The organism is Streptomyces sp. NPDC031497, from assembly GCF_055580905.1.
In genome coordinates, this window is sequence record NZ_JBVIKO010000016.1 from 228,515 (window position 1) to 254,153 (window position 25,639).

The 25,639-nt window shown below is 71.7% G+C and carries 25 protein-coding genes; 24 read left to right on the forward strand and 1 reads right to left on the reverse strand.

Annotation, left to right across the window (positions count from 1 at the left end; translation table 11 throughout):
* Nucleotides 1–9: 9 nt before the first annotated feature.
* Nucleotides 10–609, reverse strand: a complete 600-nt coding sequence (locus ACZ5K7_RS29975; protein WP_351713434.1) for an NADPH-dependent FMN reductase — start codon at nucleotides 607–609, stop codon at nucleotides 10–12.
* A 119-nt stretch (nucleotides 610–728) separates the two neighbouring features.
* Between ACZ5K7_RS29975 and ACZ5K7_RS29980 the strand changes: the two genes are divergently transcribed.
* The 24 genes from ACZ5K7_RS29980 to ACZ5K7_RS30095 all read left to right on the forward strand — a co-directional run.
* Complete coding sequence (locus ACZ5K7_RS29980) at nucleotides 729–1,466, forward strand: TetR/AcrR family transcriptional regulator (protein WP_351713436.1); 738 nt, start codon at nucleotides 729–731, stop codon at nucleotides 1,464–1,466.
* A gap of 130 nt (nucleotides 1,467–1,596) precedes the next feature.
* The gene (locus tag ACZ5K7_RS29985) at nucleotides 1,597–2,457 is read left to right on the forward strand and encodes a hypothetical protein (protein ID WP_351713438.1); all 861 of its coding nucleotides are present in this window, start codon (nucleotides 1,597–1,599) and stop codon (nucleotides 2,455–2,457) included.
* A 309-nt stretch (nucleotides 2,458–2,766) separates the two neighbouring features.
* A complete protein-coding gene (locus ACZ5K7_RS29990) occupies nucleotides 2,767–4,254 on the forward strand; it encodes an FAD-dependent monooxygenase (protein ID WP_351713440.1) in 1,488 nt (495 codons plus the stop codon).
* 13 nt (nucleotides 4,255–4,267) lie between these two features.
* Nucleotides 4,268–4,594 carry a TcmI family type II polyketide cyclase gene (locus ACZ5K7_RS29995; RefSeq protein ID WP_351713442.1) on the forward strand — a complete coding sequence of 109 codons (327 nt, stop codon included), beginning with the start codon at nucleotides 4,268–4,270 and terminating at the stop codon, nucleotides 4,592–4,594.
* A complete protein-coding gene (locus ACZ5K7_RS30000; protein WP_351713444.1) occupies nucleotides 4,591–5,871 on the forward strand; it encodes a beta-ketoacyl-[acyl-carrier-protein] synthase family protein in 1,281 nt (426 codons plus the stop codon). The genes ACZ5K7_RS29995 and ACZ5K7_RS30000 overlap by 4 nt, the downstream gene beginning before the upstream one ends.
* A complete protein-coding gene (locus ACZ5K7_RS30005; protein WP_351713446.1) occupies nucleotides 5,868–7,094 on the forward strand; it encodes a ketosynthase chain-length factor in 1,227 nt (408 codons plus the stop codon). The genes ACZ5K7_RS30000 and ACZ5K7_RS30005 overlap by 4 nt, the downstream gene beginning before the upstream one ends.
* 93 nt (nucleotides 7,095–7,187) lie before the next feature.
* Nucleotides 7,188–7,457, forward strand: coding sequence for an acyl carrier protein (locus tag ACZ5K7_RS30010; protein ID WP_351713448.1), 270 nt, complete (start codon nucleotides 7,188–7,190; stop codon nucleotides 7,455–7,457).
* Nucleotides 7,458–7,590: 133 nt separating this feature from the next.
* Nucleotides 7,591–8,376: a 3-oxoacyl-ACP reductase FabG gene (gene fabG, locus ACZ5K7_RS30015; protein ID WP_468918045.1), complete on the forward strand. Its 786-nt coding sequence runs from the start codon at nucleotides 7,591–7,593 to the stop codon at nucleotides 8,374–8,376.
* A gap of 20 nt (nucleotides 8,377–8,396) precedes the next feature.
* Nucleotides 8,397–9,332: an aromatase/cyclase gene (locus ACZ5K7_RS30020; RefSeq protein ID WP_468918048.1), complete on the forward strand. Its 936-nt coding sequence runs from the start codon at nucleotides 8,397–8,399 to the stop codon at nucleotides 9,330–9,332.
* 2 nt (nucleotides 9,333–9,334) lie between these two features.
* Nucleotides 9,335–11,329 carry an SDR family oxidoreductase gene (locus ACZ5K7_RS30025; RefSeq protein WP_468918051.1) on the forward strand — a complete coding sequence of 665 codons (1,995 nt, stop codon included), beginning with the start codon at nucleotides 9,335–9,337 and terminating at the stop codon, nucleotides 11,327–11,329.
* The gene (locus ACZ5K7_RS30030) at nucleotides 11,326–12,567 is read left to right on the forward strand and encodes an MFS transporter (protein ID WP_468918054.1); all 1,242 of its coding nucleotides are present in this window, start codon (nucleotides 11,326–11,328) and stop codon (nucleotides 12,565–12,567) included. Before ACZ5K7_RS30025 ends, ACZ5K7_RS30030 begins: the two co-directional genes overlap by 4 nt.
* An 81-nt stretch (nucleotides 12,568–12,648) precedes the next feature.
* Nucleotides 12,649–13,941 carry an activator-dependent family glycosyltransferase gene (locus ACZ5K7_RS30035; RefSeq protein ID WP_351713458.1) on the forward strand — a complete coding sequence of 431 codons (1,293 nt, stop codon included), beginning with the start codon at nucleotides 12,649–12,651 and terminating at the stop codon, nucleotides 13,939–13,941.
* Between the two features lie 36 nt (nucleotides 13,942–13,977).
* Nucleotides 13,978–15,174: a nucleotide disphospho-sugar-binding domain-containing protein gene (locus ACZ5K7_RS30040; protein WP_468918057.1), complete on the forward strand. Its 1,197-nt coding sequence runs from the start codon at nucleotides 13,978–13,980 to the stop codon at nucleotides 15,172–15,174.
* A complete protein-coding gene (locus ACZ5K7_RS30045; protein WP_450973694.1) occupies nucleotides 15,174–15,755 on the forward strand; it encodes a dTDP-4-dehydrorhamnose 3,5-epimerase family protein in 582 nt (193 codons plus the stop codon). Before ACZ5K7_RS30040 ends, ACZ5K7_RS30045 begins: the two co-directional genes overlap by 1 nt.
* Before the next feature lie 2 nt (nucleotides 15,756–15,757).
* Nucleotides 15,758–16,885 carry a nucleotide disphospho-sugar-binding domain-containing protein gene (locus tag ACZ5K7_RS30050; RefSeq protein ID WP_468918088.1) on the forward strand — a complete coding sequence of 376 codons (1,128 nt, stop codon included), beginning with the start codon at nucleotides 15,758–15,760 and terminating at the stop codon, nucleotides 16,883–16,885.
* Between the two features lie 26 nt (nucleotides 16,886–16,911).
* Nucleotides 16,912–17,979, forward strand: coding sequence for a glucose-1-phosphate thymidylyltransferase (locus tag ACZ5K7_RS30055; protein ID WP_351713464.1), 1,068 nt, complete (start codon nucleotides 16,912–16,914; stop codon nucleotides 17,977–17,979).
* A complete protein-coding gene (gene rfbB, locus ACZ5K7_RS30060; protein WP_351713466.1) occupies nucleotides 17,976–18,959 on the forward strand; it encodes a dTDP-glucose 4,6-dehydratase in 984 nt (327 codons plus the stop codon). The genes ACZ5K7_RS30055 and rfbB overlap by 4 nt, the downstream gene beginning before the upstream one ends.
* Complete coding sequence (locus tag ACZ5K7_RS30065) at nucleotides 18,949–20,007, forward strand: NAD-dependent epimerase/dehydratase family protein (protein ID WP_468918061.1); 1,059 nt, start codon at nucleotides 18,949–18,951, stop codon at nucleotides 20,005–20,007. Before rfbB ends, ACZ5K7_RS30065 begins: the two co-directional genes overlap by 11 nt.
* Nucleotides 20,004–21,308: a lipopolysaccharide biosynthesis protein RfbH gene (gene rfbH, locus ACZ5K7_RS30070; RefSeq protein WP_351713470.1), complete on the forward strand. Its 1,305-nt coding sequence runs from the start codon at nucleotides 20,004–20,006 to the stop codon at nucleotides 21,306–21,308. The genes ACZ5K7_RS30065 and rfbH overlap by 4 nt, the downstream gene beginning before the upstream one ends.
* Before the next feature lie 43 nt (nucleotides 21,309–21,351).
* Nucleotides 21,352–22,098, forward strand: coding sequence for an NAD-dependent epimerase/dehydratase family protein (locus ACZ5K7_RS30075; RefSeq protein WP_351713472.1), 747 nt, complete (start codon nucleotides 21,352–21,354; stop codon nucleotides 22,096–22,098).
* Between the two features lie 156 nt (nucleotides 22,099–22,254).
* Entirely contained in the window at nucleotides 22,255–23,655 is a 1,401-nt protein-coding gene (locus tag ACZ5K7_RS30080; RefSeq protein WP_351713474.1) for an NDP-hexose 2,3-dehydratase family protein, read from the forward strand.
* On the forward strand, nucleotides 23,652–24,611 hold the full coding sequence (locus tag ACZ5K7_RS30085) for a Gfo/Idh/MocA family protein (protein WP_468918065.1): 960 nt from the start codon (nucleotides 23,652–23,654) through the stop codon (nucleotides 24,609–24,611). Before ACZ5K7_RS30080 ends, ACZ5K7_RS30085 begins: the two co-directional genes overlap by 4 nt.
* 29 nt (nucleotides 24,612–24,640) lie before the next feature.
* Nucleotides 24,641–25,441: a 4'-phosphopantetheinyl transferase family protein gene (locus ACZ5K7_RS30090; protein WP_468918068.1), complete on the forward strand. Its 801-nt coding sequence runs from the start codon at nucleotides 24,641–24,643 to the stop codon at nucleotides 25,439–25,441.
* The coding region (locus ACZ5K7_RS30095; protein WP_468918070.1) for a carboxyl transferase domain-containing protein at nucleotides 25,438–25,639 on the forward strand (202 nt) is incomplete at its 3' end. The genes ACZ5K7_RS30090 and ACZ5K7_RS30095, both read left to right, overlap by 4 nt.

The following is a 25,639-nucleotide window of genomic DNA, read 5'->3' on the forward strand; positions in this document are numbered from 1 at the left end:
GGAGGGATGTCAGACGGCATACGGGCGCGCGCGCCTGGCCTCGCGCAGGGCCTGCCCCCACCAGGTGAGCTGGTCGAGCATGGCCTTGGCCGCAACGTCGCACCCGGGGTCGGTCGGCCTGCCGTCGGCACCGAAGACCTCGCCGTAGTTGTGGAAGCTGACGGTGTTGCGGATCGTGACCGCGTGCAGCTCCGCGAGCACGACACGGAGCTGTTCGACGGCACGCAGGCCGCCGGCGAGTCCGCCGTAGGAGACGAAGCCGACCGGCTTGGCGTGCCACTGCTCGTTGTGCCAGTCGATGGCGTTCTTCAGCGGTGCGGGGAAGCTGTGGTTGTACTCGGGCGTGACGATCACGAAGGCGTCGGCGCCGGCCAGCCGCGGCGACACCGCGCCGAGCTGGGCCACGACCTCGTCGGCGGGGGCCTGCCCGAACGCCGGGAAGACGGTGGGCAGAGGCGTCTCGACGAGGTCGATCAGGTCGACCTCCATGTCCTCGCGCTGGGCGATGTGTCCGGCGATCCAGTCCGCGACGACCGGACCGAACCGTCCATCCCGGGTGCTGCCGATGATCACCGCGGTGCGGATAGTGTCGTCAGTCACGTCGGCCATGGAGGACTCCTCGGTGGTGTGTACGCCGTATCTTTCTCGTACAACGTACACATCCGTGTGTACGTTGTCCACTCCTGATACGGTGTACACAGCACTGTTCGTCGGAAGGAACCGAAGCGATGACCGCCCGGGAGAGACAAGCAGCGAGCGAGGACAAGGACCACGTCTCCGTGTGGGAGCGCCTCGAACGGCCGGCGCCCGCCCCTCGCACCACCCTGACCCCCCTGCGGATCGCCATGACCGCCGTCGGTATCGCCGACGCGGAGGGACTCGACGCGGTCACCATGCGCCGCCTGGCCACCGAACTCGGCGTCGCCCCCATGGCCGCGTACCGCTACGTCACCGGCAAGGACGAGCTCCTGGAGCTGATGGTCGACTTCGTGTACGCGGAGCTGGAGCTGCCCGACGGCAAGGAGGGCTGGCGCACGACCCTGCGGTCCGTCGCCCTGCGGATAAGGGAGGTCCTGCTGCGGCACTCGTGGGTGACGCGGGCGACGTGGTGCGCGCCGACCCCGAACCAGCTGGCCGTGACCGAGGCCGTCCTGGCCGCGCTCGACGGCCTCGGGCTCGACGCGGACCACGCCATGGCGGTCTACAACACCCTCACCTCCTACGTGCACGGCGCGGTGGACTCGGAGATCGGACTGACGCAGATGCTGCGCGTCCGCGGCTGGTCCACCCGCGAGGAGGCCCGCGCCGGACTGGCCTCGCAGATGGCCTGGCTCATGACCACCGGCCGGTTCCCGATGTACGCGCGCTACATCACCGAGGCCCGGCGCAAGGACGACCAGCAGTGGCAGTTCGAGTCCGGTCTGGACTCCGTCCTCGACGGCATCGCGGCGCGCCTCTCGATCTGAGGACATCGCCAGGACAGGTCGGTTCGAAAAACCGAAGGCCCGCTACAGAGAAATTACATGTAGCGGGTCTTCGCTTGCCGGTCCCTGAATCCAAGAAATAGATTCGCCGCACTTAGAAGCGGTGGGGGAAATGACTCACGGATTCAAGGACACCACGTATACCGTCCGTACGACGACCACGGAACCGACGGAGTGCGAGGGCGCCGCGTGCCTGCGCAGCGTCGCTGCCGGCCGCGCCCCGGAGCTGGCCGTCGCCGGCAGCCGGCTCTGCCCGAACTGCCGGCTCCGTCTCACCCACGACCTGCGGCGGCTGCCGCGCCTGCACGACGAGTGCGGACAGTTGCTCACCGGCGTCGACCGGCCGCGCGACCGCACGTCCGGCGGCGGCTCCGCGCCCGGGCTGCCCTTCAACACAGCGGCCGCCGAGGCCCGTTCGGGGATCACCGGGATTCTGCGGTCCTGGGCCGCGCTGGTGGTCGAGGAACGGGGCGTCGGCGCCCCGCAGGACACCCCGGCCCAGATCGCGGACTTCCTGCTGCGGCACTCCGCATGGCTCCACGCGCACCGGGCCGCCGGTGAGCTGTCCGACGAGGTGGCACGGTGTGTACGCCGGGCCCGCCGGGTCGTCGACCCGGCGCCGCGGCGCCGGGTCCCGGTCGGCGACTGTGTCGTGCCGGACTGCGGGGGCACGCTCACCGCGGCGGTCCGGCCGGGCGGCGCCGCCCCCGCGGTCGAGGTCGGCTGCGACACGGAGCCCGCGCACCGCTGGTCCGGCCAGGAGTGGATGCGGCGGGGCAGCGGGCTCGGCGCGGAGCGCACGGAGCCGGCGGTGCGCTGGATGACCGCCCAGGACATCGCCGCGCTGTGGGGCGTCGCGCCGGGCAGCGTCTACCGACGTGCCAGCGAGCACCAGTGGCGCCGCCGCGCCGTCAACGGCCGCACCTACTACCACGAGCAGGACGTCCACGCGTCGTTCGGCGCCCGCGCCTGACAGGCGCCGACGACGGCCTCCGCGATCAACGGCTCCACCAGGGCGAACCCGCCCCTGGTGGAGCTGTTTTTTCGTTGCCCCCGAGAATTTGATTTAACAAAGTTCTGACTCAAGCATGTCGTTGAACTGGAATATGGGTATTGACATCCGCCGGGATTCCGAAGAAGCTCTTCATTAGCTTCCGCAGCACTGTGTCGATTCATCCGACACGAACGTCACTGCAGAAAAGCATCAAGCGGCGCACCGATGTCCCATTCCGGTGCGCCGCTTCGTCGTATCCACCATTCCGACGCCCCGGAGGACACATCCATGGACGCTTCCGTCATCGTCGCCGGCGCAGGTCCCACCGGACTCATGCTCGCCGGGGAGCTACGGCTTGCGGGAGTCGACGTCATCGTGCTGGACCGGCTCCGGGAGCGCACCGGCGAGTCCCGCGGGCTGGGCTTCACGACCCGGACGATGGAGGTCTTCGACCAGCGCGGGCTGCTCCACCGCTTCGGCGACATGGGCACCAGCAACGCCGGCCACTTCGGCGGGCTGCCCGTGGACTTCGGCGTCCTCGACAGCATCCACCAGGCGGCCAAGACCGTGCCGCAGTCGGACACCGAGACGATGCTCGAGGGCTGGGTGCGCGAGCTGGGCGTCGACATCCGACGCGGCCACGACCTGGTCACCCTGCGCGACCACGGCGACCACGTCGAGGCCGAGGTGCGCGGCCCCGAGGGCGAGGAGAGCCGGCTGACGGCTTCCTACCTGGTGGGGTGCGACGGCGGCCGCAGCACCGTACGCAAGGCCTCCGGCTTCGACTTCCCGGGCACCGCGGCGACCATGGAGATGTACCTGGCGGACATCAAGGGCGTCGACCTGAAACCGCGGCTGATCGGCGAGACGTACTCCGGCGGCATGGTCATGTGCGGCCCGCTCGGCGACCGCGGCGTCACCCGCATCATCGTCTGCGAACGCGGCACGCCGCCGCGCCGGCGCACCGAGCCGCCCTCGTACGCGGAGGTGGCCGCGGCCTGGCAGCGGATCACCGGCATCGACATCTCGCACGCCGAGCACGAGTGGGTCAGCGCGTTCGGCGACGCGACGCGGCTCGCCACCGAGTACCGGCGGGGCCGGGTGCTGCTGGCCGGGGACGCCGCGCACATCCATCTGCCGGCCGGCGGCCAGGGCATGAACACCGGCATCCAGGACGCCCTGAACCTCGGCTGGAAGCTGGCGGCCGTGGTCCGCGGCACCGCGCCCGAGGAGCTGCTGGACACCTACCACGGCGAACGGCACGCGGTGGGCCGGCGGCTGATGATGAACACCAGGGCGCAGGGCCTGCTCTTCCTCAGCGGCGACGAGGTCCAGCCGCTGCGCGACGTACTGGCGGAGCTGATCCGGTACGAGGAGGTCAGCCGCCATCTCGCCGGCATGGTGAGCGGTCTGGAGATCCGCTACGACGTCGGCCCGGGCCGCCACCCGCTGCTGGGTCTGCGGATGCCGCACCTGGAGCTGGTCGGCGACCGGCGCAAGACCAGCAGCACCGAACTGCTGCACGCGGGGCGGGGCGTGCTGCTCGACCTGGAGGACAACGCTGTCCTCCGCGACCGCGCGGCCGGGTGGTCGGACCGGGTGGACATCGTTACCGCGGAGCCCCACGGCGTCCTGGCCGACGGTCCGCTCTCGGGCACCTCGGCGGTGCTGGTCCGTCCGGACGGGCATGTGGCCTGGGCCGCGCCGGGCAGCCACCACGATCTGCCCATGGCACTGGAGCGCTGGTTCGGTCCGTCCCGGATCCAGCAGGCTTGACAAGGAGAGACGCATGCACAGCACATTGATCGTGGCCCGGATGGAACCCCATTCGGCTGCTGACGTCGCCCGCCTCTTCGGCGAGTTCGACGGCACGGACATGCCACACCTGATGGGCACCCGGCGCCGACAGCTCTTCACCTACCGGGGCCTCTACTTCCACCTCCAGGACTTCGACTCCGAGGACGGCGGCGAGCGGATCGAGGCGGCCAAGACGGACCCGCGGTTCGTCGGCATCAGCGAGGACCTCAAGCCGTTCATCACCGCCTACGACCCCGCCACCTGGCGCTCCCCCGCCGATGCCATGGCACAGCGCTTCTACCACTGGACCGCGCTGTGAGCGGCCCGTACGGCAGGCGGGTCGTGATCACCGGCATCGGCGTCACCGCGCCGGGCGGCGTGGGCGCCAAGAGCTTCTGGAGCCTGCTGGCCGACGGGCGTACCGCGACCCGGCGCATCAGCTTCTTCGACCCCTCCCCGTTCCGCTCGCAGGTCGCCGCCGAGGTCGACTTCGACGCCGAACTGCTGGGTCTCGGCGCCCAGGAGATCCGGCGGATGGACCGGGCCGCGCAGTTCGCCGTGGTCACCGCGCGGGAAGCGGTGGCGGACAGCGGACTCGAGTTCGACGCCCTGGCCCCGCACCGGACCGGCGTGACCATCGGCAGCGCGGTCGGCGCGACGATGGGGCTCGACGAGGAGTACCGGACCGTCAGCGACAGCGGACGACTCGAACTGGTCGACCACGAGTACGCGGTCCCGCACCTCTACAACTACATGGTGCCCAGTTCCTTCGCCGCGGAGGTGGCCTGGGCGGTGGGCGCGGAGGGCCCGACCACGGTGGTCTCCACCGGCTGCACCTCGGGCCTCGACGCCGTGGGTTACGCCGCCGAGCTGATCCGCGAGGGATCGGCCGACGTCATGGTGGCCGGCGCGGCGGACGCCCCGATCTCGCCCATCACCGTGGCCTGCTTCGACGCGATCAAGGCCACCACCTCGCGCAACGACGACCCGGAGCACGCCTCCCGCCCGTTCGACGGGACGCGCAACGGGTTCGTGCTCGGTGAGGGTTCGGCGGTTTTCGTCCTGGAGGAACTGGACAGCGCACGGCGGCGCGGCGCCCATGTGTACGCGGAGATAGCCGGCTACGCCACGCGCAGCAACGCCTTCCACATGACGGGGCTGCGCCCCGACGGACGCGAGATGGCCGAGGCGATCCGGGTCGCCCTGGACGAGGCCCGGCTCGCTCCGGAAGCCGTCGACTACATCAACGCGCACGGTTCGGGCACCAAGCAGAACGACCGGCACGAGACCGCCGCGTTCAAGCGCAGCCTCGGCGAGCACGCGTACGCCGTGCCGGTCAGCTCGATCAAGTCGATGGTCGGGCACTCCCTGGGCGCCATCGGCTCGATCGAGATCGCGGCGAGCGTGCTGGCGATGGAGAACAACGTCGTGCCGCCCACCGCCAACCTGCACACGCCCGACCCCGAGTGCGATCTCGACTACGTGCCGCTCACCGCGCGGGACTGGAGAACCGACGCCGTGCTGTCCGTGGGCAGCGGGTTCGGAGGTTTCCAGAGCGCCATGGTGCTCGCCCGTCCCGATCGGAGGGCAGCATGAACGGGTCCGGCGTCCGGGTCGCCGTCACCGGGCTGGGCGTGGTCGCCCCCAACGGCCTGGGCGTGGAGGCCTACTGGACGGCGACCCGCAAGGGAACCAGCGGCATCGGCCGCATCTCGCGGTTCGTCCCCGACCGGTATCCGGCCCAACTGGCCGGGGAGATCGAGGGGTTCGCCGCGGAGGAGCATCTGCCGGGCCGGCTGCTGCCGCAGACCGACCGGATGACCCAGCTCGCCCTCGTGGCCGCGGACTGGGCGTTCGAGGACGCCGCGGTGCGTCCCGGGGAGCTGCCCGAGTTCGAGATGGGCGTGATCACGGCCAGTTCCTCGGGCGGCTTCGAGTTCGGCCAGCGGGAGTTGCAGGCCCTGTGGAGTCAGGGGAGCCGGTACGTCAGCGCGTATCAGTCGTTCGCCTGGTTCTACGCCGTCAACAGCGGCCAGATCTCCATCCGCAACGGCATGCGGGGCCCGAGCGGCGTGGTCGTCAGCGACCAGGCCGGCGGACTCGACGCGGTCGCCCAGGCGCGGCGCCAGATCCGCAAGGGCACCCGGTTGGTGATGTCGGGGGCCGTGGACGCCTCGATCTGCCCCTGGGGCTGGGTCGCCCAAATGGCGAGCAACCGGCTGAGCACCAGCACCGACCCGGAGCGGGCCTATCTGCCCTTCGATGCCGCGGCCAACGGGCACGTGGCCGGCGAGGGCGGCGCCCTACTCGTCCTGGAGGAGCTGGAGCAGGCCCGGGCCCGGGGTGCCAAGCAGATCTACGGCGAGATCGCCGGATACGGCTCCACGCTCGACCCCCGGCCGGGCAGCGAGCGTCCCGCGGGTCTGCGCAAGGCGATCGAACTGGCGCTGGCCGATGCCGGGGCCACGCCGGGCGAGATCGACGTGGTGTTCGCCGACGCGGCCGCCATCCCCGAGCTGGACCGGATCGAGGCCGCGGCGATCACCGAGGTGTTCGGGGCCGGGGCGGTGCCGGTGACGGCGCCCAAGACGATGACCGGGCGGCTCTACTCGGGAGCGGCTCCCCTGGACCTGGCCGCCGCGTTCCTCGCCATGCGGGACGGGGTGATCCCGCCGTCCATCGGCGTCACGCCCTCCCCCGAGCACGGCCTCGACCTGGTCGTCGACCAGGAGCGGACCGCCACGGTGCGCTCCGCCCTGGTGATCGCCCGCGGCCACGGCGGTTTCAACTCCGCGATCGTGGTTCGCTCCGCCGCATAGGGCCCGGCCCGCCGACGAGCGGCGACGGTCAGCCGGCGCGCGGAGGACCGGCCTGACCGACTCCCCACCGCAGCAACGAAAGGACACTCCCCCATGGCTTCCCACGAGTTCACCATCGACGACCTCAAGCGCATCCTGCGCGAGGGGGCCGGCGCGGACGAAGGCGTCGACCTCGACGGGGACATCATCGACACCGATTTCGAGTCGCTGGGCTACGAGTCCCTGGCGATGCTGGAGACCGGCGGCCGGATCGAGCGCGAGTTCGGCGTCACCCTTGACGACGACACGCTGACCGACGCCAAGACCCCGCGCGCGCTGATCGAGTCCGTGAACGCCCTGCTGGTGCCCGCCGAGATCGGCTGAGCCCGGCCCCGGACCGCGCCGCCGGTTCCCGCTGGTTCCCGTCGATGCCTCCGGCGGGAACCGGCGGCGCGTTTTCTCCCCTCGCGCCTCCCCCCTCGCGCCTTGCGCCTCCACCCTTCTGCAGGAGACAGACATGAAGCAGCAGAATCCGAAGGTCGCCCTCGTCACCGGGGCGACCAGCGGTATCGGCCTCGCGGTGACCAGGCTGCTGGCCGAGCAGGGCCACCGGGTGTTCCTGTGCGCCCGCACCGAGGACAGCGTGACCCGCACGGTCAAGGAACTCCTCGACGAGGGGCTGGAGGTGGACGGCGCCCCCTGCGACGTCCGCTCCGCCGACGACATAGGACGGTTCGTGCGGCAGGCGGTCGAGCGCTTCGGCACGGTCGACGTACTCGTCAACAACGCGGGCAGGTCCGGCGGCGGAGTCACCGCCGAGATCGCCGACGAACTCTGGCACGACGTCATCGCCACCAACCTCAACAGCGTCTTCCTGATGACGCGCGAGGTGCTCACCACGGGCGGCATGCGCGACAAGGACCGCGGCCGCATCATCAACATCGCCTCCACCGCGGGCAAGCAGGGCGTGGTGCTCGGCGCCCCCTACTCGGCCTCCAAGCACGGTGTCGTCGGCTTCACCAAGGCGCTCGGCAACGAGCTGGCGCCCACCGGCATCACCGTCAACGCGGTCTGCCCCGGCTACGTCGAGACACCGATGGCGCAGCGCGTGCGCCAGGGCTACGCGACCGCGTACGACACCAGCGAGGACGCCATTCTCCAGAAGTTCCAGGCGAAGATCCCGCTCGGCCGCTACTCGACGCCGGAGGAGGTCGCGGGCCTGGTCGGCTACCTGGCATCCGACACCGCCGCCTCCATCACCTCCCAGGCACTGAACGTCTGCGGCGGCCTGGGCAACTTCTGAGCCACGGAGGAGAGGACATCATGACGACCCGTCAGGTCGAGCACACCATCACCGTCGAGGCCCCGGCCGCCGCCGTCTACCGGTTGATCGCCGAGGTGGAGAACTGGCCGCGGATCTTCCCGCCGACCATCTACGTCGACCACGTCGAGCGCGGCGCGGGCGAGGAGCGCATCCGGATCTGGGCCACCGCCAACGGAGAGGCGAAGAACTGGACCTCGCGCCGCACCCTGGACCCCGAGAGCCTGCGGATCACGTTCCGTCAGGAGGTCTCCACCCCGCCGGTCGCCGCCATGGGCGGCACGTGGATCATCGAGCCGCTGTCCGAGACGTCGTCGCGAGTGCGGCTGCTGCACGACTACCGGGCCGTCGACGACGCCCCGGAGGGCCTGAAGTGGATCGACGAGGCCGTCGACCGCAACTCCCGCTCGGAGCTGGCCGCGCTGAAGACCAACGTCGAACTGGCCCACGCCTCCGAAGAGATCACGTTCTCCTTCGAGGACACCGTGCAGATCGCCGGCGCGGCCAAGGACGCCTACGACTTCGTCAACGAGGCCGGGCTGTGGGTGGAGCGGCTGCCGCACGTGGCTTCCGTCCGCTTCTCGGAGGACACCCCGGGGCTGCAGACCCTGGAGATGGACACCCGCGCCAAGGACGGCTCGACCCACACCACCAAGTCGTACCGGGTGGTCTTCCCGCACCACCGGATCGCGTACAAGCAGGTCACCCTGCCCGCGCTGATGACCCTGCACACCGGTTACTGGACGTTCACGGAGAACGCCGGCGGCGTCGCCGCGACCTCGCAGCACACCGTGGTCCTCAACACGGCGAACATAGCCGCGATCCTGGGCCCGGACGCGACCGTCGCCGATGCCCGGGAGTACGTCCGCGGCGCGCTGAGCACCAACAGCCGCGCCACTCTGGGCCACGCCAAGGACTACGCCGAGAACAAGCGCTGACCATGGCCGCGCTGGACACCGATGTGCTCGTCGTCGGCGCCGGACCGGTCGGCCTGCTGCTCGCCGGGGAGCTGCGCACCGGCGGGGCGCGGGTGACCGTGCTGGAGCGGCTGACCGAGCCCACCGCCGAGTCGCGGGCGTCGATCCTGCACGCCCGCACCATGGAACTGCTGCACGAGCGGGGCCTGGTCGAACGGCTCGGGCCCCCGCCGGACGCCGGGCCCGGCCACTTCGGGGGCATCCCCCTCGACCTGACCGAAGCCGGCGACAGCCCGTACGCCGGCCAGTGGAAGGCGCCGCAGACCCGCGTCGAGGCCGTTCTCGCGGACTGGGCGACCGGGCTCGGCGCCGAGGTGCGACGCGGACACACGGTGACCGGTCTGGTCGAGGCGCCCGACCAGGTGCACGTCGTCGCGACCTCGTCGGCGGGTGAGCGGCTACGGCTGAGCGCCGCGTACGTCGTGGGCTGCGACGGCGAGGAGAGCGCCGTACGGCGGCTGGCCGACTTCGCGTTCCCCGGTGCCGGTCCCACCAAGGAGCTGCTGCGCGCGGACCTGGCGGGCATCGACCTGCGGGAGCGGCGCTTCGAGCGGCACGCGGGCGGGGTGGCCAACGCCCGCCGCGGACCGGACGGCGTCACCCGCATCATGGTGCACGCGTTCGACCGGGTACCCGGCGAGTCGAAGACCCCCTCCTTCGAGGAGGTCTGCGCGGTGTGGGCCCACGTCACCGGCGAGGACGTCAGTGGCGCCGAGCCGGTCTGGCTCAACGCGTTCCACAACGCCCGGCGGCAGGCCGCCCGTTACCGCATCGGCCGGGTGTTCCTCGCCGGGGACGCCGCCCATGTCCAGCTGCCGGTGGGCGGGCAGGCCCTCAACCTCGGCCTGCAGGACGCGGCGGACCTCGGCGGAAAACTCGCCGCACATCTCGCCGGCCGGGCCGGCGAGGAACTGCTCGACACCTACCACGCCGTCCGCCACCCGGTGGGCGCACGCGTGCTCGGCAACATCGAGGCTCAGGCCCAGCTGCTGTTCGGCGGGCCCGAAGTGGACGGTGTGCGGACGGTGTTCCGGGAACTGCTCGGGATCCCGTCGGCCCGCCGTCATCTCGCCGCGATGATCAGCGGGCTCGACGGCGGCGGCCCGACCGTGACGGAGCCCGGCGGCCCAGCCGCTGACGGCGCTCACGGCGCTCACGGACCGAATCGTCAGCACACTACGCACAGGAGGATCACCATGGGCAAACTGACCGGAAAGACCGCGCTCGTCACCGGTTCCAGCCGCGGCATCGGCCGGGCCACGGCGATCCGGCTGGCCCGCGAGGGGGCACTCGTCGCGGTGCACTGCTCCAGCAACCGGGCGGCCGCCGACGACACCGTCGCCGCCATCGAGAAGGAGGGCGGCCGGGGCTTCTCGGTGCTGGCCGAGCTCGGGGTGCCCGGCGACGTCCACGAGCTCTTCCTGGCCCTGGAGCGGGAGCTGAAGGAGCGCACCGGCGCCGTCACCCTCGACATCCTGGTGAACAACGCAGGCGTCATGGGCGGCGTGGCCCCCGAGAACCTCACGCCCGAGGCGTTCGACCGGCTCTTCGCCGTCAACGCCAAGGCGCCGTACTTCCTCGTGCAGCGCGCGCTGGACAACCTCCCCGACGGCGGCCGGATCATCAACATCTCCTCCGGGCTGACCAGGGTCGCCAACCCGCAGGAGGTGGCGTACGCGATGACCAAGGGCGCCATCGACCAGCTCACCCTGCACTTCGCCAAGCACCTCGGGCCCCGCGGTATCACCGTGAACAGCGTGGGTCCGGGCATCACCGACAACGGCACGCCGGTCTTCGACGACCCGGAGGCGGTGGCCGCCATGGCGAACTACTCGGTCTTCGGACGGGTCGGCGAGACACGGGACGTCGCCGACGTGGTGGCCTTCCTCGCGAGCGACGACTCCCGCTGGATCACCGGCTCCTATCTGGACGCCAGCGGCGGCACGCTGCTCGGTTGAGCGGGCGGACGGCCGAGCCGATGACGACGCTCTCCTCACCCGCCTCCCCCCGCATCGGTGTCGGACGGCGGGCCCTGCTCTTCGTGCTCGCCGGCAACATGCTCATCGACGCCCTTGAGGTCTCCGTCATGCTGGTCGCCCTGCCGGCGCTGGGGCGGGACCTCGGGCTCTCGATGCTCGGCAGCCAGTGGGTGATGAGCGGCTTCGCCGCCGGTTTCGCGGCGCTGCTGCTGCTCGGTCCGCGTCTCGTCGACCGGTGGGGCCGGCGGCGCGTGTACCTGGCCGCGCTACCGGTGTTCATCGCCGCCTCGGTGGCCGGCGGTCTCGCCCACCAGGGCGCCGTGCTGGTCGCCACCAGGGTGGTGAAGGGCATGTGTGCCGCGCTGACCGCGCCCACCGGGCTCGCGATCATCAGCACCACGTTCCGGCCCGGAGCCGAGCAGCGCCGGGCGGTGTCGGTCTACTCGCTCTTCGGGGCGGCCGGGTTCACCGCGGGACTGCTGTGCTCGGGGGCGCTCACCGAACTGAGCTGGCGCTGGAACCCGGTGTTCCCCGCCCCGGTCGCCCTGCTGTTGCTGGCGGCCGGGGCCCGGCTCATCCCCCGCGATGCGGCGCCGGCGCCCGCCGCGCCGCTCGGGGCGACCGCGGCGGGGCTGCTGCGCAACGGTCCGTTCCGCCGCTCGGCGGTGTGCGCGGCCACGCTCAACGGCACGTATCTGGGCCTGCTGATGCTGCTCGCCCACCGGCTGCACGACCAGTGGGGGTGGAGCTCCTGGCGCACGGCGCTCGCGTTCCTGCCGGCCTGTCTGCCCCTGGCGCTCGCGCTGCCCTTCGCAGGCCGGATGGTGACGCGCTTCGGCACCGAACGGCTGATCAGGGCCGGAAGTTGTGCCGCGGCGCTCGGCTGCGTGACCGCCCTGCTCACCGGGGCGCCCGCGTCGTACGCCACCGGAGTGCTGCCCGCACTGCTGCTGGTGGAGGCCGGCTTCGTGCTGTCCTTCGCGGCCCTCAACCTCCAGGCCACGGCCGGGATCGCGGCCGAGCACCGGGCTGCCGCGGTGCCGGTCTACCAGACGGCCGTACAGCTCGGGGCGGTGCTCGCGCTGCCGGCCACGGCCGCGGCCGCGTCCTTCGGCGGCGGTTACCGGGGGGCGCTGGCGTTCCTCACCGCCGTGTCGGCGACGGGCACGCTCGTCGCCTTGACGGCCCGCACCCGCGGGGGCGACGCCGCGCCCTGACGGCGCGGGTCCACACGCACCCCGGGCCCACCCTCCACCGGCACACCCCCCGCGCACCCGAACACGAACGGAGTTTCAACGATGCGTGTCCTGTTCACCATCTTTCCGGCGACGGCACACCTGTATCCCGTCGTGCCGCTGGCCTGGGCGCTGCAGAGCGCCGGGCACGAGGTCGTCGTGGCGAGCCATGCGGGCGTCGTGGACCCGGGGGTGATCGCGAACATAGGCGCGGCCGGGCTCACGGCCGTACCGCTCGGAACGCCGGAGGAGTTGCCGGAAGCCCTGAGCAAGAACACGGGGGACAGCAAGCCGAACCGCCCCTCGCTCGCTTTCGACGCGTTCGAACCGGAGGAGTCGGAGGGCTGGCGCACGGCGCGCGCGATCCTCACCGGAATGTTCCGGATGCACTACCCCGAGCCCGCGGAGCCGGGCGGCCGCAGGCCCGTGCTGGACAACCTGGTCGACTTCGCCCGCGCCTGGCAGCCCGACCTGGTGCTGTGGGACCCGCTGATGTTCCCCGCGCCCGTCGCCGCGCGGGTCTGCGGCGCCGCGCACGCCCGCCTGGTCTGGGGCACGGACAACATCGCCCTGATCCACGAGCGGACGAAGCGGGAACTGGCCCGGCCGGACGCGGAGTTGACCGAGCACCCCTGGGTGAGCTGGTACGGCCCGATACTGGAGCAGTACGGGCTGGAGTTCAACGACGAGATGCTGCTCGGCCAGTGGACCCTGGACCTGACCCAGTCCAGGATGCGGCTGCCGCTCGACCTCACGCACGTCCCGGTGCGGCGGGTCCCCTACACCGGCGCGGCCGCCCTCCCGGCCTGGCTGCACCACCAGCCCGAACGTCCGCGCGTGGTGCTCACCCTGGGGGTGAGCCGCCGCAAGCTCTTCGGCAAGTACAGCGGCTTCCCCATGCGCGAGTTCTTCGACTCGGTGTCCGCCCTGGACATCGAGGTCGTCGCCACCCTCAACAGCGAGCAGCTCGCCGCGGTCGGCACCCTGCCCGACAACGTCCGCACGGTCGAGTACGTGCCGCTCAACCAGGTCCTGCCGACCAGTTCGGCGATCATCCACCACGGCGGGGGCGGGACGTTCTCCGCCGCCGTCAACTTCCAGGTGCCCCAGCTCGTGGTGCCACTGCCGATGTGGGACGAGATGGTCACCGCCCGGTACGTCGAGGACATGGGGGCGGGTCTGGTCGCCGATCCCGAGGCTCTGGACGTCGCGGGACTGCACAAGCAACTCGTGCGGCTCCTGCAGGACCCGTCGTTCTCCCTCGGCGCCCGCCGTCTGTACGACGAGATGCTCGCCGCGCCCGCGCCGAAGGACATCGTGCCCCTGCTGGAGCGCCTGACCACCGAGCGCCGCTGAACGCGCCCGTACAGGCCGGAAAGGACTGTCCGTCAGATGCGCGTACTGGTGATCACCACCCCTGTACCGTCCCATTACCTGCCCCTGGTGCCCCTCCTGTGGGCGCTGCGGTCGGCCGGCCACGAGGTGACGGTGCTCTGCCAGCCCGATGTGCTGGGCGCGGTCCGGGCCTCCGGGCTCACCGCCGTCGAGGTGGGCAAGTCGTTCGACGTCGACGCCATGCTGCTGAGGAACCTGCCCGCAGAGCAGCGGCCCCTGCAGGCCCGGCCCCGGCCGGCCCCCGAACTGCTCGGCGGGTACGGCAGGCTGTGGTGGGCCCACGCCGCCGCGCACCTCGGCCACTACACCGCCCTCGCCGACGAGTACGGCCCCGAGCTGATCGTGGCCGACCCGCTGGAGTACTGCTCCCTGATCATCGGCGCCCGGCTGGGTGTGCCGGTGGTGCACCACCGGTGGACGGTGGACGCGATCTCCGGCCCCGCCCGGCGCTTCGTGCGCGCCGACGTCCCGGAGCCGGCAGCGCGCCCCGGTCCGGCGGCGCTGCCGGACCCGACCGTGCTGCTCGACCCGTGCCCGCCGGGCCTGCGGATACCGGACGGCGAAGCGGGCGTGCCGATCAGGTACGTGCCCTACAGCGGGGGCGCCGAGACGCCGGCCTGGGTGCGGGCGGACCCCGGCCCGGGAGCCGGGCGGCGACGGGTCGCCGTCTCGCTCGGCAACACACCGGCCCTGCACGGCGAGCCCTTCATCCGCGGCCTGCTGCACGCCCTCGCCGCCTGCCGTGACACCGAGATCCTCGTCACCCTGCCGCGGCCGTACCGCGCGGGGGTCGGGCCGCTGCCGGGGAACGTGACGGTCGTCGACCCGCTGCCCCTGCACCTGTTCCTCGGGACCTGCGACGCGGTGGTCCACCACGGCGGTGCCGGCACGGCGATGACCGCCACCGCGTTCGGACTCCCGCAGCTGGTGCTGCCGCAGCTGGCGGACCACTTCCCGCTGGCCGACCGGCTCACCGCGACCGGTGCCGGACTGTCCTTCGAGACCCCGGCACAGCAGGACGACCCGCGGGTCGTCGGCCAGGCCCTGGACGAGCTGCTGTCCGACCCGCGCTACGCCGGATCGGCCCGCCGGCTGGGCGCGGAGATGGCCGCGATGCCGTCCCCCGCCGACGTGGCCGCCGATCTGGAGCGACGGGCGCGAGCAGCCACCGAACCGAGAGAGGCGAGCGTGTAGTGCACATCGAGGAAATGACCCTGCCCGGGACCTACCTGATCACGCCCGACCAGATTCCGGACGAGCGCGGGACGTTCTACGAGTCCCTGCGCAGCGACGTGCTGGAGAGCGTGACCGGCGTCGCCTTCCGGCCCCAGCAGATCAACTACTCCGTGTCGAGACGGCACACCCTGCGCGGGATCCACAGTGTGCGCATACCGCCCGGGCAGGCCAAGTTCGTCACCTGCGTCCGCGGTGCGCTGCGCGACATCGTGGTGGACCTGCGGATCGGCTCCCCGACCTTCGGCGAGCACCAGGTCAGCGAACTGGACGCGGGCTCCGGCAGGTCCGTCTACGTCCCCGAGGGCGTGGGCCACGGATTCCTCGCGCTCAGCGACGACGCCTGCATCTGCTACGTCGTCTCCACCGCGTATGTGCCGGGCACCCAGATCGATATCAATCCGCTCGATCCGGATCTCGCGCTGCCCTGGAACTGCCCGGAGACGCCCCTCATCTCGGACAAGGACGCGAAGGCGCCGACCGTGGCCGAGGCCGTACGGGCAGACCTCCTGCCCCGATTCAGCAAGGCGGGAACAGCGTGAGAATGCTCTTCGTGGCGGCGGGCAGCCCGGCGACGGTCTTCGCCCTGGCCCCGCTGGCCACTGCCGCCCGCAACGCGGGTCACCAGGTCGTCATGGCCGCGAACGACGACATGGTTCCGGTCATCACCGCCTCGGGTCTGCCGGGCATCGCGACCACCGATCTGCCGATCCGGCACTTCATCACCACGGACCGCGCCGGCAACCCCGAGGAGATCCCCTCCGATCCGGTCGAGCAGGCGCTCTTCACCGGGCGCTGGTTCGCGCGCATGGCCGCCTCCAGCCTGCCGCGGATGCTGGAGTTCTGCCGCGCTTGGCGGCCCGACCTGGTCGTCGGCGGCACGATGAGCTACGTCGCCCCGCTGCTCGCCCTGCACCTCGGCGTGCCGCATGTGCGCCAGGCCTGGGACGCCATCGAGGCCGACGGCATCCATCCCGGCGCGGACACCGAACTCCGGCCGGAACTCTCAGAGTTCGGCCTTGACCGGCTGCCCGTCCCCGATGTGTTCGTGGACATCTGCCCGCCGAGCCTGCGGCCGGCCGACGCCGCCCCGGCCCGGCCGATGCGGTATGTCCCGGCCAACGCCCAGCGGCAGCTGGAACCCTGGATGTACAGCCGCGGCGAGCGCCGCCGCGTCCTGGTGACGTCCGGGAGCCGGGTCGCCAAGGAGAGCTACGACAAGAACTTCGAATTCCTGCGCGGCCTCGCCAAGGACGTCGCCGCCTGGGACGTCGAGCTGATCGTCGCCGCGCCCGAAGCGGTCGCCGACGCCCTGCACGACGAACTGCCGGGCATCCGGGCCGGCTGGGTACCGCTCGACGTGGTGGCGCCCACCTGCGATCTGCTCGTGCACCACGGGGGCGGCGTCAGCACCCTGACCGGGCTGAACGCCGGTGTGCCCCAACTGCTCATTCCGCGGGGCGCCGTGCTGGAGAAGCCGGCCCGTCGCGTCGCCGATCACGGGGCCGCGATCACGCTGCTGCCCGGCGAGGACGCGGCCGACGCGATCGCGGACTCCTGTCAGGAACTGCTGTCCAAGGACACCTACGGCGAGCGGGCCCGCGAACTCTCCCGGGAGATCGCCGCCATGCCCTCGCCCGCGAGCGTGGTCGACGCGCTCGAACCGGCATGAATACACGAAACCGAGAGGACCTCTCGATGAAGGCTCTGGTGCTCGCCGGCGGATCTGGTACCCGCCTGCGGCCTTTCAGTTATTCGATGCCCAAACAACTGATCCCCATCGCCAACACACCCGTGCTGGTGCATGTGCTGAACGCCGTCCGGGAGCTGGGGGTGACCGAGGTCGGCGTCATCGTCGGCAACCGCGGCCCCGAGATCGAGGCCGTGCTCGGCGACGGTGCCCGGTTCGGCGTGCGCATCACCTACATCCCCCAGGACGCACCGCGCGGACTGGCCCACACCGTGTCCATCGCCCGCGGCTTCCTCGGCGACGACGACTTCGTGATGTACCTCGGCGACAACATGCTGCCCGACGGAGTCACCGAGATCGCCGAGGAGTTCACCCGGGAGCGCCCGGCCGCCCAGGTCGTCGTGCACAAGGTCCCCGACCCGCGCTCCTTCGGCGTCGCCGAACTCGGCCCCGACGGGGAGGTGCTGCGCCTGGTGGAGAAGCCGCGGCAGCCGCGCAGCGACATGGCCCTGATCGGGGTCTACTTCTTCACCGCCGCCATCCATGAGGCGGTGGCGGCCATCTCGCCCAGCAGCCGCGGCGAACTGGAGATCACCGACGCCGTCCAGTGGCTGGTCACCTCCGGCGCGGACGTGCGCGCCAGCCTCTACGACGGCTACTGGAAGGACACCGGGAGGGTCGAGGACGTCCTGGAGTGCAACAGCCATCTCCTGGACGGCCTGACCCCGCGCGTCGACGGACAGGTCGACGCCGACAGCGTGCTCGTCGGCCGGGTGGTGGTCGAGGCGGGGGCGCGCATCGTGCGGTCGCGGGTCGAGGGGCCGGCGATCATCGGCGCGGGCACGGTCCTTCAGGACAGCCAGGTGGGCCCGCACACCTCCATCGGACGGGACTGCACGGTGACGGACAGCCGGCTGGAGCGCTCCATCGCCCTGGACGAGGCGTCGGTCACCGGCGTGCGCGGCCTGCGCAACTCGCTGATCGGGCGCGCCGCGTCCGTCGGCACCACCGGTCCGGGCACGGGCCATCACTGCCTGGTCGTCGGAGATCACACCCGAGTGGAGGTCGCGGCATGAGGATCCTGGTCACCGGAGCGGCCGGCTTCATCGGCTCGCACTTCGTGCGCAGCCTGCTGGCCGACAAGTACACCGGCTGGGAGGGCGCCCAGGTCACCGCCCTGGACAAGCTGACCTACGCGGGGAACCGGGAGAACCTGCCCGCCTCGCACGAGCGGCTGGTGTTCGTCCGCGGCGACGTGTGCGACCGCGACCTGCTGCGCGAACTGGTGCCCGGCCACGACGCCGTGGTCCACTTCGCGGCCGAGTCGCACGTCGACCGCTCCCTGGAGGGCGCCGGCGAGTTCTTCCGTACGAACGTCCTGGGCACCCAGACACTGCTCGACGCCGTGCTGGAGAGCGGCATCGAGCGGGTGGTGCACGTCTCGACGGACGAGGTGTACGGCTCGATCGAGAAGGGCTCCTGGACGGAGGAGTGGCCGCTGCTGCCCAACTCCCCCTACGCCGCCTCGAAGGCCAGCTCGGACCTGGTCGCGCGGGCCTACTGGCGCACCCATGGCGTGGACCTCTCGATCACCCGCTGCTCCAACAACTACGGGCCCTACCAGCACCCCGAGAAGGTCATCCCGCTGTTCGTCACCAACCTCCTGGAGGGCCGCCAGGTCCCGCTGTACGGCGACGGCCGCAACGTCCGCGAGTGGCTGCACGTGGACGACCACTGCCGTGGCATCCACCTGGTGCTCAACGGGGGGCGGGCGGGCGAGATCTACAACATCGGCGGCGGCAACGAGTACAGCAACCTCGCCCTGACCGAGCGGCTGCTGGAGCTGACCGGCGCGGGCGAAGAGATGATCCGCCGCGTCGCGGACCGCAAGGCGCACGACCTGCGCTACTCGATCGACGAGTCGAAGATCCGTGAGGAGCTCGGCTACGCGCCGCAGACCGGCTTCGAGACGGGCCTGGCCGACACGGTCGCCTGGTACCGGGACAACCCCGACTGGTGGAAGGCCGTCAAGCACGGAACGAGCCGTGCGGTCTGAGCACCGGCCGGTGGCCGGGCTCTCGGTCGTGATCCTCGGCGGCACGGGTTTCCTGGGCCGCCGCATCGGCGCGGCGTGCGCCGCGGACGGCGCCCGGGTGCACCTGGTCTCCCGCAGCGCGCCCGCGGTCTCCGCGCCGGCCGTCGGGCCCGGCGTGTCGGCCGTCGGCCTGGACCTGGTGACGGCGTCGCCGCGGGAGATCGCCACGGTCCTCGCGGCGGCCGGCGCCGACGTCGTGGTCAACGCGGCCGGCCGGGCCTGGCAGGCCGACGAGGCGCAGATGGCCGCGGGCAACGCCGAACTGGTCGAGCGGGTCCTCGCGGCGCTCGCGGCGCTGCCCGGTCCGCCGGTACGGCTGGTCCAGCTCGGCACCGTCCACGAGTACGGGGCGGGTGCCCCGGACGCCGCCACCGGCGAGGAGCACGAGCCCGTGCCGGTCACCCCGTACGGCCGCACCAAGCTCCAGGGCACGCGGGCCGTGCTGCGCGCCCGGGAGCAGGGGGTGGACGGCGTGGTGCTGCGGCTCGCCAATGTGATCGGCGCCGGGGTTCCCGAGGGCAGTCTCTTCGGCCGGGTCGCGGCCCACCTCGGTGCGGCCGCCCGTGCCGACGCGAGCGGCGAGAAGGCCGACGAACTGCGCCTTCCGGCACTGCGCGCGGCCCGCGACCTGGTGGACGCCCGCGACGCCACCGCGGCGGTGCTGGCCGCGATCACCGCGCCGGAGGCGGACGTGGCCGGTCAGGTGATCAACGTGGGCCGGGGCACGGCGGTACCGATGCGCGAGCTGATCCACCGGATGATCACACTCAGCGGACTTGAGCTCCCGGTGGTCGAGGCCGCCGAGGGACCGGGCTCGCGCACCGACGTCGCGTGGCAGTGCCTGGACGTCTCCCGCGCGCGGCGCCTGCTCGGCTGGCGCCCGCTTCGCAGCCTCGACGACTCCCTGCGCGAGCTGCTCGCCTCCGTACTGCCGCCGGAACACCCCCTACCCGGCACACCACTCGGGATCACGGCCGACGCACCGGCCGAAGAAGGGAAACGATCATGAGCGACCGCAAGGACCTGGTACTCGAAGGCGTCCGCGAATACCACCGAGAGGCCTCCCCCGCCCGGGAGTTCGTCCCCGGTACGACCGAGATCTGGCCGTCCGGTGCCGTCCTGGACGAGAACGACCGGGCGGCACTGGTGGAGGCGGCGCTGGAGATGCGCATCGCCGCCGGGACCAGCTCGCGCAAGTTCGAGTCGGCCTTCGCCCGACGCCTCAAGCGCCGCAAGGCCCACCTCACGAACTCCGGTTCGTCGGCCAATCTGCTGGCCGTGTCGGCCCTCACCTCGCACACCCTGGAGGACCGGCGGCTGAAGCCGGGCGACGAGATCATCACCGTCGCGGCGGGCTTCCCGACCACGGTCAACCCGATCCTGCAGAACGGCCTGGTCCCGGTGTTCGTGGACGTGGACCTCAGCACCTACAACGCGACGGCCGACCGGGTGGCGGCGGCGATCGGCCCGAAGACGCGGGCCATCATCATCGCCCACGCGCTCGGCAACCCCTTCGAGGTCACCGAGATCGCCCAGCTCGCCGAGGAGCACGACCTGTTCCTCATCGAGGACAACTGTGACGCGGTCGGCTCGCTCTACGACGGAAAGCTCACCGGCACCTTCGGCGACATGACGACCGTCAGCTTCTATCCGGCCCACCACCTCACCATGGGCGAGGGCGGCTGCGTCCTGACGTCCAACCTCGCCCTGGCCCGGATCGTGGAGTCGCTGCGGGACTGGGGCCGGGACTGCTGGTGCGAGCCGGGCGAGAACGACCGGTGCCTGAAGCGGTTCAAGTACCAGATGGGCACGCTGCCGGCCGGCTACGACCACAAGTACATCTTCTCGCACGTCGGTTACAACCTGAAGGCCACCGACATCCAGGCCGCACTCGGTCTGACCCAGCTGGCCAAGCTGGACTCCTTCATCGAGGCGCGGCAGCGCAACTGGCGGCGGCTGCGGGAGGGCCTGGACGGGGTTCCGGGGCTGCTGCTGCCCGAGCCCACCCCGCGCTCCGAGCCGAGCTGGTTCGGCTTCGTGATCACTGTGGACCCCGAGGCGCCGTTCCGCCGCGCCGAACTGGTGGACTTCCTGGAGGAGCGCAAGATCGGCACCCGCCGGCTGTTCGCGGGCAACCTGACCCGCCACCCGGCCTACATCGACCAGCCGCACCGGATCGTGGGCGAGCTGACCAACAGCGACCTCATCACCGAGCACACCTTCTGGATCGGGGTCTACCCGGCGCTCACCGACGAGATGCTGGACTACGTCACCGCCTCGATCAAGGAGTTCGTGGCCGCGCGCGGCTGAGCTGAACGGCCCTCCTACTCTCCAGAGATCGGGACAACGACGTATGGACATTGTGGGAACCGGTTTCCTGGCGCGGAACCTGCGTCCGCTGGCCGGCCGGCATCCGGACACCGTGGCCCTGGCGGCGGGGGTGTCGTGGGCGAGCGGCACCTCGGACGCGGATTTCGCCCGCGAGGCCGCGCTGGTGGACGAGGTCGCGAAGCGGTGTGCGGCCGAGGGGCGGCGGCTGCTGTTCTTCTCCACCGCGGCGACCGGGATGTACGGGCTCGCCGAGGGGCCCGGCAGGGAGGACGTCCCGGTGACGCCCTGCACCCCCTACGGCGCGCACAAACTCGCCCTGGAGGAACTGCTGCGCGGCACCGGGGCCGACCATGTCATCCTCCGGCTGGGGCATCTGGTCGGCCCCGACCAGCCCGAGCACCAGTTGCTGCCCACGCTGGTGCGGCAGTTGCGCGAGGGCGCGGTCCGCGTGCACCGGGGCGCGGCCCGCGACCTGATCGACGTCGGCGACGTCATCACCGTCGTCGACCACCTGCTCGCCACGGACCTGCGGGCCGAGACGGTCAACGTGGCATCGGGCTTCGCGGTGCCGGTGGAGGACATCGTCGACCATCTCGCGAAGGCCCTCGGACTCAGGGCGCGCAGGGAGTACCACGACACGGGCGTCCGCCAGCACGTCATCTCCACCGAGAAGCTGCGCGCCCTGGTTCCGCAGGTCGCGGAGATGGGCTTCGGACCCGACTACTACCGGCGGATCCTCGGCGACTTCACGGCATCCGTGTACGTCTGACAGGGGAATCGGCCTCAAGGCGTACCCGGACCCCATGCCCGGCGACGGCACGTTCACCCGGTACGCCGCGCCGGCCCGGCCGACATCCGATGACCCGCAGGTCACGACATCAGACATGTCTCATCCATCGACACATCGAACACAGGGAGTTCTCTGATGCCGCCTCTCACCCTTCAGCCGCGCGAAGACGTGAAGCTGCTGGCGGACCGGCTGGCGCTGTCGGCCACCACCACCCGGGGCGTACACCTGACGACCGCCGGCTTCGCCGACTGGCTCGCCGAGCGGGGCCGCGCCAACGCCTTCCGCGTGGACCGGATCCCCTTCGCCCGCCTGGACGGCTGGTCGTTCCAGGACGCCACCGGCAACCTTGAGCACCGCAGCGGCCGTTTCTTCACGGTCGAGGGCCTGCACGTCACCGAGCGGGGCGCTCCGTTCGGCGACGGCCCGCACGCCGAATGGCACCAGCCCATCATCAAGCAGCCCGAAGTCGGCATCCTGGGCATCCTCGGCAAGGAGTTCGACGGCGTCCTGCACTTCCTGATGCAGGCGAAGATGGAGCCCGGCAACCCGAACCTGCTCCAGCTGTCCCCGACCGTGCAGGCCACCCGCAGCAACTACACCAAGGCCCACAAGGGCGCGGACGTGAAGTACCTGGAGCACTTCGTCGGCCCGGGCCGCGGCCGGGTCGTCGCGGACGTCCTGCAGTCCGAGCACGGTTCGTGGTTCTTCCACAAGTCCAACCGCAACATGATCGTGCTGACGGACGACGACGTGCCGCTCCTCGACGACTTCTGCTGGCTCACCCTCGGGCAGATAGCGGAACTCCTGCACCAGGACAATGTCGTCAACATGGACTCGCGTACGGTCCTGTCCTGCCTGCCCGTCCCGGAGACGGCGGCCGGCGCCCTGCTGTCCGACGCCCAGCTGCTGTCCTGGATCACCACCGAGCGCTCCCGGCACGACGTGCACGCCGAGCGCGTACCGCTGGCCGGGCTGCCCGGCTGGCGGCGCGACGAGATGACCGTCGAACACGAGGAGGGCCGCTACTTCAAGGTGGTGGCGGTCGCCGTGCAGGCCGGCAACCGCGAAGTCACCGGCTGGACCCAGCCGTTGTTCGAGCCGGTGGGCCTGGGCGTCACCGCGTTCCTCACCCGCACGTTCGACGACGTCCCCCATGTCCTGGTGCACGCCCGGGTCGAGGGCGGTTTCCTGGACACCGTCGAACTGGGCCCCACGGTCCAGTACACGCCCGGAAACTACGCCCATCTGCCCGCCACGGAACGCCCGTCGTTCCTCGACACCGTGCTCGCGGCGCCGGCGGACCGCATCCGGTACGAGGCCGTGCACTCGGAGGAGGGCGGCCGGTTCCTCAACGCCGAGAGCCGGTATCTGATCGTCGACGCCGGCGACCACGACCTCCCGCTCGATCCGCCGGCCGGCTACGCCTGGGTCACGCCGGACCAGCTCACCTGGCTGGTGCGCCACGGCCACTACCTCAATGTCCAGGCCCGCACACTCCTGGCCTGCCTCAACGCCACCACGGCAAACCCCCGATGAGCGGGCCGGTGCGGATCGGGGTGCTCGGCTGCGCGGACATCGCGGTGCGACGGATGCTGCCCGCGTTCGCCTCCTCCCCCGGTCTGGAGCTCGCCGCGGTCGCCAGCCGCAACCGGGCCAGGGCCGAACAGGTCGGCCGCCGCTTCGGCTGCCGCCCCGTCCAGGGCTACGACGAACTGCTCGACGCCGACGACATCCAGGCCGTGTACGTGCCCCTGCCGGCCGCGCTGCACGCCCCGTGGGTGGAGTCGGCGCTGAACGCGGGCAAGCACGTCCTGGCCGAGAAGCCCCTGACCATGGACCCGGAGAGCACCGAGCGGCTCCTGGACCTCGCCGCGAAGCGGGGTGTGGCACTGATGGAGAACGTCATGTTCGTCCACCATCCCCGGCACGAGGCGGTGCGGCGCCTGGTTGCCGACGGGCGGATCGGCGAACTCCGCGTGTTGCGGGCGGAGTTCGCCATCCCCCCGCTCCCCGGCAACGACATCCGGTACTCCGCCGAGCTCGGCGGCGGCGCGCTGGCGGACGTCGGCCTCTACCCGCTGCGGGCCGCCCTGCACTTCCTGGGCCACGATCTCGACGTGGTCGGCGCCCGTCTCATCCGGGGCGTCGGGCGGGAGGTCGAGACGTCGGGCGCCGCGCTGCTGGCCACTCCCGGCGGGGTCACCGCTCACCTCACGTTCGGCATGGAGCACGCCTATGCCTCCCGGTACGAACTGTGGGGCAGCGAGGGCCGGATCACCGTGGACCGGGCCTTCACCCCGCCGGCGGACTTCGTGCCCGCGATCGGACTGCACCGAGGCAGCGAGGGTGAGGAGATCCGGCTGGAGCCGGCCGACCAGGTCGCGGCCACGGTCGCCGCGTTCGTCACCGCTGTCCGTGCCGGAGCAGCCCCGCGCGCGGACACCCTGCGGCAGGCCGTCCTGCTGGACGACGTGCGCCGCCGCTCCGCATGACGGCCGCCCCTATCTGGAGTGAACTCCATTTGGATGAAGGGGACTTGGCGCTGTGGCAGCTGGCGCCGCCAGAGCAGGGGCCGCTCGCGTTCGACGAACTCGACGAGACCGAGCGGCGCCGCGCGAACGCCTTCCGGCGGCGCGGCGACCGCGCGCTGTACGTGGCCGCGCACGTCGCGCTGCGCCGACTGCTGGGCGGGTACCTGCGGACGCCGTCGAAGGAGCTGGCGTTCGCCCGGGCGAACTGCCCCCGGTGCGGCGGTCCGCACGGCCGCCCGGTGCTGGCCGGCGCCGGGCCCGACGCCCCGCACTTCTCGCTGTCGCACAGCCGGGGCGCGGTGCTCGTCGGTGTGGCCCACGCACCGGTGGGTGTCGACGTCGAGAAGATGCCGAGCCCAGAGCGGGTGGACATCTGCCGCTCGGCTCTCCACCCGTATGAGCAGCGGGAGCTGGCGGGCCTCCGGGCGCCGGACCGCCCGGCCTTCTTCGCCCGGCTCTGGGCCCGCAAGGAGGCCTGCCTGAAGGGGATGGGTGTCGGAGTGGGCGGCTGGACGTCCGAGGTGTACCTCGGCGAGGGAGGACCGGACGCCCCGCCCCGGCCGGACGGCTGGAGCGTCCTCGACGTGCCGTGCGGCCCCGGCCACGCGGCGGCCGCCGCCATCAGGGGACCGGCTCCCCGGACCGTGGTGCACCGGCTCCCGCCCGAGGCGGTGCTCGGCGGCGGCCGCGTCCCCGGCACGGGCCGACGGCGGTTCCAGCCTGCCCGTCCCGGTCCTGAACCGGTCCTTGTGTTCGATGCGCGTGGCGCACGTGAGGAGGAACTCCCATGACCACAGTGGACGACCGGCCCCTGACCGCGGTCGAGCCCGCCGACGTGCACGGCCGCGTGGCCGAGCTGCACGAGATCCGTGCGGTGGCCGTGGCGGGGCCCACCGAGAAGGCGACCGAGGCGCAGCATGCCAAGGGCAAGCTGACGGCCCGGGAGCGTATCGAGCTGCTCCTGGACCCGGACTCCTTCCAGGAGGTCG